This window comes from Nitrospiria bacterium, assembly GCA_036397255.1.
GTDB lineage: Bacteria > Nitrospirota > Nitrospiria > DASWJH01 > DASWJH01 > DASWJH01.
On sequence record DASWJH010000048.1, the window covers coordinates 90,152 to 98,874 of the forward strand.

Sequence of the window (8,723 nt, forward strand, 5' to 3'; positions counted from 1 at the left end):
TAAAAATTTACTTTTGGAGGGAAAAATATAACTTAAAGGGATTGATCCAACTCAAAAAATTCAACAGGTTTAGGGGACGAGGAGAAATGCTCCTGAGGTTCTGTCCCTTTCACAAAAACTTCAATGACCCCTTCTTTCGATTCAGGAGAAACCAGCAGTCCCGTTTTTGGGTCTATTTTTGCGTACACAATGTCCTCAGGAATCTCGAAAGGTATCGAAGGAATTATTTCAAGCGCTTCTCTCATATAAGAAATCCATATAGGAAGGGCGGCTTTTGCCCCAGATTCACGATCCCCCAATGATCGCATATCGTCAAACCCAACCCAAACCCCCGTGGCTAAATTTTTTACAAACCCAACAAACCACGCATCGGTAAAATCATTGGTTGTTCCTGTTTTTCCCCCAAGTGGCCTTCCTAAGACTTTTGCCCGCCTTCCTGTCCCCCGCTGAACCACATCCACCAACATGTTAGTGATTAAATACGCGGTATGCTTGGGGACGACCCCTTGAGATTCAGGGTAATGGCGCTCTAATACCTTCCCCGAAGGATCCGTGACTAAATCGATAACATAAGGCTCATTTCGTAAACCCTCATTTGCCAAAACCCCAAAAACCGAGGTTAATTCAACCAGGGATAGGCTGGATGAACCCAAGGCTAGGGAAAGGTCATTGGTTAAAGGACTTACAATGCCCAGTTGACGGGAAAACTGAGTTACATTTTTTATTCCTATTTTTTCTAAGAGTTTGACGGTGGCCACATTACGGGAGTGAGTCAGTGCTTCTCTCAAAGAAATAGGCCCATAAAACCTCTTTTCATAATTTTCTGGTTTCCAAACTTTTTCCATTTGAAAGTTTTCAAAAATGACAGGGGAGTCATACACAATGGACGCCGGGGTAAAACCCAGGTTTAGGGCCGCTGCAAATATTATAGGTTTAAATGCCGATCCGGGTTGCCGTTTGGCATAAATGGACCGATTAAACTCACTTTTTTCAAAATCATACCCCCCCACCATGGCTTTAATCGCACCCGTGGTTGGATCTAAAGATAAGAGAGAGCCTTGAACCAACGGTTCCTGCTCCAAAGAAAAAGTGCCCTCCTTGGAAAGGGGATGATATGTCTTGGTTTTAACCCATAGCACATCACCAATCTGAAAAATTTTTCCGGGATCCAATTCAGAGGAAACCTGAAAATCTTTCCTTAAATCTTTGCCGGTAACCTTTCTTTTCGCCCAGTTCATATCTCCTTTTAAAATTTTCCCTTTCACATCATTAACGAGCACCCCCACCCCATCTGGGGAGATTTCGGTTACCACCCCTCTTAAAATAGCTCCTGGCTTTATTTCAATGGTATTAACCATTCCCTTCATTAAACTTCCATTTTCATTTGCTTCATTATTCATAAAATGATCAATGGGTCCACGGAATCCTTGACGTTTATCAATGGCTCGCAATCCTTCCTTAACCGCCTGAGTGGCCACTTTTTGCATTTGAAGGTTCATAGTGGTATAAACGTTTAATCCCCCTCGGTATAAAGCAGTTTCCCCATAAATAGAAGCGATATACTGCCTCACATATTCCAAAAAATAAGGCCCGGTCTCCTCACTATGGCCTAACTTTTGGAAATACATGTCTTCCTGGTAAGCTTCTTGATATTTCTCTGCGGTAATGAAATCCTCATCCACCATCCTGCGTAAAACCACCCCTTGCCGATGTTTTGCCTTTTCTGGATCATTATAGGGAGAATAGTCTCTTGGTGCCTTGGGCAGACCTGCGAGAAAGGCAGATTCAGCAAGAGAAAGACTTTTAACATCTTTACCAAAATACGTTCGTGCTCCCGCTTGGACCCCATAGGCCCCATGGCCAAAATAGATTTGGTTGAGGTAAATTTCCAATATCTCATCTTTGCTAAGAATCCGCTCTATTTTCCGTGCCAGGATGGCCTCTTTAATCTTTCGCTTAAAGCTTTTTTCAGCGGAAAGAAAAAGAGACCGAACTAACTGTTGGGTAATGGTACTTGCCCCCTGCCTAATCCTAAAAGCCTCCAAATTGGCTAAAATCGCCCTGAAAATTCCAAAAGGATCAATTCCCTTGTGCTCAAAAAACCTTGAGTCTTCCACTGCAATGATAGCCTGAAAAAGTTCTTGGGGCATCTGAGAAAGGGGAACAAGGACCCTACGCTCAATATAAAACTGTCCAACTTCACTCCCATCTTCTGAATACACTTTGGTCACTAAACTGGGTTGATATTGGCGCAATGAATCCAAAGAGGGTAAATCCCTAGAAAAATACCAAACGATGCCTGCGCCACTGGCAAAAAAAAGAAAAGATACACTCCCAAAAAAGAGGAAGGCCAAAAGCAATAACCGCTTAACGGAAGAGGTTGGGTTTCTTTCCCTTGGGGCCACGAATAATAACCTTTATTATTGATAAAACCTTACTTTTTTCGGTCCCTAATAAATACAGGAAACCTTCATTATTGTATCATTCTTTTTAAGAAAAAGGGTAGAAAGGGAAGGGATAATCACAAAGGAATGGGTTAAACAATATTTTTTCGGTCTAAGGTCCGGTATTGAATGGCCTCAGAAACGTCCTGAGCACCTATTCGCCCTCTTTGATCTAAATCCGCAATGGTTCTGGATACCTTTAGGATCCGATGATAGGCCCTGGCGGATAAACTTAATTTATTCATGGCCATTTCAAACAGTTTTTGGGAATCATCATCCAATTCACAATATTTTTTCAACTGTTTGGGATTCAATTGGGAATTACAATAAATGCCCTCTCTTTTATACCGTTCTACCTGCATTTTTCTGGCTCGATGCACTCTTTCTCGAATGGCTTTTGAATCTTCCCGAAGGGGATCCAGAGTTAACTCTTTAAATGGCACGGTAGGCACCTCAATATGTATATCAATCCGATCTAAAAGAGGACCAGAAACCTTTGCCCGGTATCTTTGTATTTGGGCGGGGGTGCATAAACACTCCCTTGTCCTGTCCGTAAAAAATCCACATTGACAGGGGTTCATGGCCGCAATTAGCATAAAATGAGCAGGATAAGACAAGGATGCATTGACACGGGAAATGGTAACCTTCCCCTCCTCTAACGGTTGCCTCAGCACCTCCAGAGCATTTCGTTTAAACTCGGGTAGCTCATCCAGAAAAAGAACACCATTATGAGCAAGACTCACTTCCCCTGGTTTTGGAATTTGGCCCCCTCCAATTAACCCCGCATCCGAAATGGTATGATGGGGCGATCGGAAAGGACGAGTTCCCACCAACCCTTGTCGTTCGGCTAAAAGCCCCATGATACTATGGATTTTGGTGGTTTCAATTGCTTCTTCAAAATTCATTGGGGGTAAAATGGTGGGTATCCGTTGGGCCAACATGGTTTTTCCCGAACCGGGGGGGCCCATCATCAGAATGTTATGGCCCCCAGCAGCGGATACCTCCAAAGCCCTTTTGGCAAGGTCCTGGCCCTTTACATCGGAGAAATCTTGTTGGTAGTGGGAATTCTGCGCAAATAACCCCTCTAAATTTACCTTTCGGGGCTCAAGGTTAATCCGTTTATTCAAAAATTCAACAACTTGAGGTAATGTTTCCATGGGAAAAACATCAACCCCTGAAACAACAGCAGCCTCCGCTGCCTTTGAAGCAGGAACCAGAAAAGCCTTCACCCTTGCACTACGGGCAGCCACTGCCATGGAAAGAATCCCTTTTACCCCTTTGATACTTCCATCCAGGGATAGCTCACCGATCATCAAAAAATCTCGAAGGGTTTCCTCCTTAATAATTCCTTCCGCAGCCAAAATTCCAACAGCCATGGGAAGGTCAAAACCTGAGCCCTCCTTTTTCACATCGGCGGGTGCGAGGTTAACAGTAATCTTTTTGACTGGAAAAGGATACCCGGTGTTTTTTATGGCCGCCCTAACCCGATCTTTACTTTCTTTTACGGCCAGATCGGGAAGTCCTACAATTGAAAACATGGGAAGACCTAAGGACAGATCAACTTCGACCTCGACCAGGTGGGCATCCAGACCATAGAGCACACAACTCAAGGTCTTAGAGAGCATTGTTATCCCCTAAATTTAAATTAAAAGGATGGTAGCCGCCGGTCCATCACCATCCGACGATTTTCGGCACCTTGACGCCTCTCTGGGGTTGAGCCAGAAACTAATGGTGGTGGAGGTTTTGAGTAAAGCAGACGCCTTTCATTCCATGAACGTCGATCCCTATAACCCCGACTAAAAACACGACCGTTTCTCAATTTTAAAAGAATTTTTTCCCAGAAAGGTTTTGAAGTCAATTTGGCAGTTGAAAAATGAGCAATGGCTAAAACCAAAGCAGGATCGTCTCCAGAAAGATAGGCAATTCTCAAACAAAGCTCATCATTAGGTATCCATTGGTTCCGCAACATACCCTTTAGGGTTTCATGGGGAATGGAAAGCCGATCAGCAAGGTTTTCAGAATCGGTGAGACCCAACTTTTTTTGTAGATTTTCCAAATAATTTTCTAAATTTTCCATAAATGTCCTATTGGATACTTTAAAAATTCAATTTTTTCAACGAAAAAAAGGAGGACTTAAATCTATAGCTTAAATATCATGATTTTACGAACCTGTCAAATTCAAACACAAATCCAATGAAAACTAGACCCACTTAAGGGAACGATTTTTTTACTTAAAACGTCGTTCTTTTTTAGGCGGGGCAGGGGTATTAGGAGAAGGGTTATTTGAAGAGTGGGAACGAAAAGTTCGGTGGGGAGACGAGGAAGGAAAACCCCCTTGTGGATAAACATAATATCCCCCAAAATAAAACCGGGGATAGGGTCCATAGGGATAGAGGTAATAGGGGTAAGGGGAATAATAAGGGTAAGGATAATAATTTGGGTATGGATATCCATAATAGGGATAAGGGGTATAATACGGGCCGTAATCAGGATTATTGTAGTAAATTTGAGAGAACGGAAGGATTGAGGATTCAGAAGAATAAAAGGAACTATTTGGATACCCATCGGTGTAACGATAGCACCCTCCCGCAATTATTGCTCCAAACAAAATTATTAAAAAAAGAAAATTAGTTTTTCTCATAACCTACTCTTTCCAATCCCACAATTTTAAAACTTAAAACGTAAACCCCCCTGAATTGAATTAACATCAAAAAGGTTAACCTCAATGTTTAAGACCAGAGAATCGCTTGGATCTAAAAAAAAATCAACACCCCCAAACACTCCGAAAAAATCATCCTCTTCAATACTAGCAGAGCGAATATTTGGATTAAAACCTGGATCTGAAACAGAGGGAGAGCTTACCAAAGAAAAATGTTCATCCCCCCTCACCAAAGAAAACCTGATCCCCCCATAAGGTCTATAATAACCCACCCGGGAATCACCCCCAATTTTCACAACATGTTCCCTCCACTTAATCTCATCATCTTGAACCGTCCCCACAAAGGTAGCAGTGGAAAGACTACAATTACTACTGGCATTTGGATTTGAACACTTGGAAATCTCGACACGATCTTCCGCATCGAACTGAAGATAGGAATATTCTAAAAAAATGTGGGAGGCCTGCGGAAATGGCGCTTCATAAAGTATGAACCGTGCCCCTCCTCCAAAAGTCATATTTAAATTACTATCAAACCCACCGAATTCATCGATACTTAACCCCACCCCACCAAACAGGCCAAACAGTTCAACCCGATGGAAGGCCTCAATCCCTAACCGAGCCAATAACCGGGAGGAAACCGCATCCCCTTTAAATTTACAACATGGGTCCACCAAATCTTCACTCTTTTCAACAATATCCCTTTCCTGGACCCCTGTAATCAGCTCTACAGAAACGGGAACGGGACTGACCCGATCCCCATAATGAAAGGAAAATCCTGTTGAAGGAACCATAAGAATAATGAAAAGAAAAACAAATGTTCTGAATTCAACAGGCCTCATGTTTGCAAACCTTTGTCAATTTTAAGGGGAAAGCCCTTTGAGCATTTCCTTAAATTTTTTCCTCTCCTCCGGAACATCACTGGTTACAATAAACCTCATATACACTGTCGTACGGGTACTATCTCCTCTGAGCAAAAATGAAAGAAGCACTTTATGCTGAATGCTTCCGGGGTTTTCTGCCATAAGTTTCGGAAGTGTTTCAATAATCCCAACCCGTTCATCGGCGATTGAAACAGTATACCCTCGTGTCTGGAGCATACTTTTTAGCTCTTGGAACGCCATTTGATAAGATAGATTTATTTCAATTCCTTCATCTGTGCCAGGGGGTATTCTCGAAGGCCCCATACATCCAACCAACAAAAAAATTCCTAAACACACCCCAAAAACCCTCATACCGCCCTCCTTTTCTTTTCAATGTACTCCAGGAAAATAGGCCAGGTCAAGCTTAAGGAATTTCACAATTTATGTATTTTTAAGAAAAAAACAGGATTTTGCCCGGGTAATTTTTTTAAGAAAAAACGCTTTTCCTTCTATTTCTGGTTTAGGGGTTCAAATTAAATTAAAGGATTGTTTTTTCCCAAGAACCCAAAGGTATAAAACGTTCATGAAAGAATCGGTTTTGAGTTTTTTTATGAAATGGGAAGAGAAGAAACCAAGGAAGGATGCTGATTTAGAAACAGGTCTTAAGGGTTCCGTAAGGATCCTTATTTTTTCAACAAGGGAAAAGGATGAACTACCCCTTTCCCCTTGTTGGTATTAAAATTTTTGGGAGGTAAGGTTTAAAGAAAACGCTTGTTCTATTTCCATTTATTATCCGAAATTCATCACCTCAAGGAAAACTCACTCACTCTTCATGCAAAGAAATTATTTTTTTCCTCAGTGCATATTTAATCAGATCGGTTCGATGATGAACGTTTATTTTACGCATTAAATTTGCCTTGTGAGTATCTACTGTTTTCGGGCTTAAATCCAGTAGGGAAGCGGCTTTTTTAACGGTATACCCCTCTGCCAAAAGCCTCAAAACCTGGATTTCCCTATCGGTAAGAAGGTTCCCCGCTTTTTCTTCAGCTTGTTTTACTCTGGCCGCAGTCTGCTCCATAAACTGTTCTATTCTCTTGGGTTCTATGAAGATTCCCCCTTGTTGAACAACCAATATGGCTTTTGAAAGATTTTGTTCGATATTTGATTTTTCAAGAATCCCTTTAACCCCCACTTTAAAAATTTGCAACCACCCCCCTAAAAGGTACTCATCCAAAAGAACCAAAATTCTTGCCTCAGGATGAGAAACCTGGATTTTAATTAAAAAGGGAACTTTTTCATCCTCTACTTGATTTAAATCAACAATAATAATTTGAGGCTTTAATTCTTTTACCCTTTTAAAACCCTTTTCTAAATCTGATGTTTGAAGAACAACGGATATTTTACTCGGAATAGAGATGGCGCCCTCAAGCTGCTTGGGAATTCCCATTTCTCCAGAAAAAATAACAACAGATATTGTCTTATCGCTCACGGGACTACCCCTTTCTAAAAATTAAAATATTAAAAGTTAATCATGATCAAACAATTAGAGATTCTAATATGGCGATAACACCTTGTAAATCCGGTAAACCCCTTATTTTCAAAAAAAAAAAGACCCTAAAGAAAGTCTTGAGTCTTTGAAAAAATAAAGGCGTTTAATTCCAAAAGATTTAACTTACGTTACTCTCCCCCGTTTCTATTTTTTGAGATCAATAAAACCCTGTAGGACCGCAAACTGGACCAAACCCGCGGTTTCATGAATCCCAAGTTTCATCATGAGATTGGAGCGATGGTTATCAATAGTCTTAACACTTAAAGTTAATTTTTTTGCGATTTCCTTATTGGTTAATCCCTCAGCGATAAGCAAAAGAACCTCCTGTTCTCTTTCCGTCAAAGGAATTCCAATTTTTTTCTCTTTTCTCGAGCCAAGGTCTCCCAAAATTTCTTCTTTTAAATCTCCAGGGAGGGAAGGACTAAAATAAGAATCCCCCCGGCTAATTATTTTTACCGCCCGAATTAACTCTGAAGAAGGGGAATTTTTATTTAAAAAGCCGGACGCCCCTTCCTTTTTGGCTTGGCAAATATATTCTTCTTGGGAATAGATGGTCAAGACCAAGAGTTTTAAATTCGGAAATTCTTGATGGATTTGGTTAATGACCTGAAAACTGTTCAGGCCCGGAAGCCGAATGTCGATTATCAACACATCGGGGTTTTCTGCTCTGATCTTCTCAATCGCTTCGACACCATTCCCTGCGTCACCCACGACCTCGTATCCTGGTTGGCAATCAAAAATTGCACGAATTCCATCACGCAAAAGGACCTGGTCATCTGCCAAAAAAATCCGAATTTTTTCCATACCCGCCTTATTACTCTATTCACCAAAAAAAAACTAAAAAAATAAAACCGGTTATTATCTCTTATGTTTGTACCATAAATTTTATTTTCTGGAAATTAAGTATTTTTATCAAGCAATCACCTAACAATTAATCCTTCTCATTTTAAGATATTTTATTAAATTGGCTCATCGTGGAAGTGAGTGGGTAAATTTTGTCATTACCCGCCTGTCCGGCGGGCACTTGCAGGCAGGGGAAAGCGGAAATCCAGGCCCTTCCCGTCATTCCTGCGAAACCTGTCCTCGAATGCCTCTATCGGGGAGCGGGAATCCAGAAGATGTTGATTTTTTGAATCCTGGATTCCTGCCTGCCGGCAGGCGGGCCCGATAAAAACATTCGGGAATGACGAACTGGATTTTGCAGGAACCTC

At 41.4% G+C, this 8,723-nt stretch carries 8 protein-coding genes; all 8 read right to left on the minus strand.

Features of this window, described 5'->3' with window-relative positions:
• Positions 1-32: 32 nt before the first annotated feature.
• The gene (locus VGB26_06475; GenBank protein ID HEX9757431.1) at positions 33-2,405 is read right to left on the minus strand and encodes a PBP1A family penicillin-binding protein; all 2,373 of its coding nucleotides are present in this window, start codon (positions 2,403-2,405) and stop codon (positions 33-35) included.
• 131 nt (positions 2,406-2,536) lie between these two features.
• Complete coding sequence (locus tag VGB26_06480; protein HEX9757432.1) at positions 2,537-4,069, minus strand: YifB family Mg chelatase-like AAA ATPase; 1,533 nt, start codon at positions 4,067-4,069, stop codon at positions 2,537-2,539.
• A gap of 20 nt (positions 4,070-4,089) precedes the next feature.
• Entirely contained in the window at positions 4,090-4,521 is a 432-nt protein-coding gene (locus tag VGB26_06485) for a hypothetical protein (GenBank protein HEX9757433.1), read from the minus strand.
• A 590-nt stretch (positions 4,522-5,111) separates the two neighbouring features.
• A complete protein-coding gene (locus VGB26_06490; GenBank protein ID HEX9757434.1) occupies positions 5,112-5,942 on the minus strand; it encodes a hypothetical protein in 831 nt (276 codons plus the stop codon).
• 21 nt (positions 5,943-5,963) lie between these two features.
• Positions 5,964-6,335: a hypothetical protein gene (locus tag VGB26_06495; protein ID HEX9757435.1), complete on the minus strand. Its 372-nt coding sequence runs from the start codon at positions 6,333-6,335 to the stop codon at positions 5,964-5,966.
• A 451-nt stretch (positions 6,336-6,786) separates the two neighbouring features.
• Positions 6,787-7,452: a response regulator transcription factor gene (locus VGB26_06500; protein HEX9757436.1), complete on the minus strand. Its 666-nt coding sequence runs from the start codon at positions 7,450-7,452 to the stop codon at positions 6,787-6,789.
• A gap of 204 nt (positions 7,453-7,656) precedes the next feature.
• Positions 7,657-8,316, minus strand: a complete 660-nt coding sequence (locus VGB26_06505) for a response regulator transcription factor (GenBank protein ID HEX9757437.1) — start codon at positions 8,314-8,316, stop codon at positions 7,657-7,659.
• A gap of 197 nt (positions 8,317-8,513) precedes the next feature.
• Positions 8,514-8,723, minus strand: a 210-nt coding sequence (locus VGB26_06510; GenBank protein HEX9757438.1) for a hypothetical protein, incomplete at its 5' end; no start/stop codon positions are given.

Coding starts and splice junctions, on each gene's coding strand:
- VGB26_06480 (HEX9757432.1), bottom strand. CDS start 4,069: ATGCTCTCTAAGACCTTGAGTTGTGTGCTCTATGGTCTGGATGCCCAC.
- VGB26_06485 (HEX9757433.1), bottom strand. CDS start 4,521: ATGGAAAATTTAGAAAATTATTTGGAAAATCTACAAAAAAAGTTGGGT.
- VGB26_06490 (HEX9757434.1), bottom strand. CDS start 5,942: ATGAGGCCTGTTGAATTCAGAACATTTGTTTTTCTTTTCATTATTCTT.
- VGB26_06495 (HEX9757435.1), bottom strand. CDS start 6,335: ATGAGGGTTTTTGGGGTGTGTTTAGGAATTTTTTTGTTGGTTGGATGT.
- VGB26_06505 (HEX9757437.1), bottom strand. CDS start 8,316: ATGGAAAAAATTCGGATTTTTTTGGCAGATGACCAGGTCCTTTTGCGT.